The sequence below is a fragment of the Micromonospora maritima genome, assembly GCF_902825405.1.
In the GTDB taxonomy this organism is placed as follows: domain Bacteria; phylum Actinomycetota; class Actinomycetes; order Mycobacteriales; family Micromonosporaceae; genus Micromonospora; species Micromonospora maritima.
This window is the reverse complement of the sequence record NZ_CADEAU010000894.1, coordinates 1-1,066: the sequence shown is the minus strand read 5'-3', so window position 1 is coordinate 1,066 and position 1,066 is coordinate 1. Positions and strand designations below refer to the sequence as shown.

The window sequence follows — 1,066 nt, the reverse complement described above, 5'->3', positions numbered from 1 at the left end:
CCCGGAGCCGGTGCTGCCCGCCCCGCGGCGGCCCGTGGAGGCCCGGCCCGGCCGGGTGGAGCCGACACAGGCGCGGTGGCGCGCCCCGCAGCAGGACCCCGAACTGGAGCGGGCGACCGGCGTGCTCCGCCGGGAGCTGGGCACGCCCCGGGTGCTCGCCTTCGCCAACCCCAAGGGGGGCGTGCACAAGACCACCGCGACGGTGCTCGCCGCGGCCACCGTGGGCAGCGTGCGCGGCCGTGGCGTGCTCGCCTGGGACGACAACGAGCTGCGTGGCACGCTCGGCCTGCGGGCCGGCAGTGCCCGGCACGCCCGTACCATCCGCCACCTGGTCCACGACCTGGCGCAGATCGAGATCCTGGAGGGCGACAGGCTGCTGTCGCACCTCGACGACTACCTGCGGCACGCGTCCGACGGCTCCTACGACGTGCTGGCCGGTGAGGAGAGCCCGCGCTTCGCCCAGCGGCTCGACCAGTTCACCGTCAAGCGGGTGCTGGAGCTGCTGCGCCGGACCCACGAGGTGGTCTGCGTGGACACCGGCAACAACGTGGAGAGCCCGAACTGGCGCACCGTCATGCAGGCCGCCGACCAGCTCGTGGTGACCACGGTGCCGCGCGAGGACGCCGCCTTCAGCGCCGACTGGATGCTCGACCTGCTGCACGAGGTCGGCATGGGTGAGCTGGCCGACAACGCCGTCACGTTGATCTCCTGCCCGACGCCGGGGCGTACCTCCCTGCAGGACGACCTGGAGCGGCACTTCGCCACCCGCACCCGAGCGGTCGCCGTGGTGCCCTACGACCCGGCGCTGGAGACCGGCTCCTCGATCGAGTACCACCAGCTCCAGGCGGAGACCCGGGACGCCTGGCTCAAGGCGGCCGCGGTGATGCTGGAGCCGTTCGCGCGCTGACCGCCCACCACCGCCCCGCGCCGCGCCCCGGCCTGAGAGGATCACCGGGTGAGTCCGGACACCCCTGATCCCGAGCGCCCCGGCGGCGGACCGACCGACCGGCCCGCGCCGGCCGACGGCGCCCGTACGGCCGACGGCGCCCGTACGGCCGACGGTGCC

1 protein-coding gene is annotated in these 1,066 nt (G+C 75.0%); it reads left to right on the top strand.

Annotated features, from left to right (window positions below):
* Positions 1-907 (top strand): MinD/ParA family ATP-binding protein (locus HUW36_RS33340; RefSeq protein WP_425487292.1); only part of this gene is annotated, 907 nt, incomplete at its 5' end.
* Positions 908-1,066 lie beyond the last annotated feature (159 nt).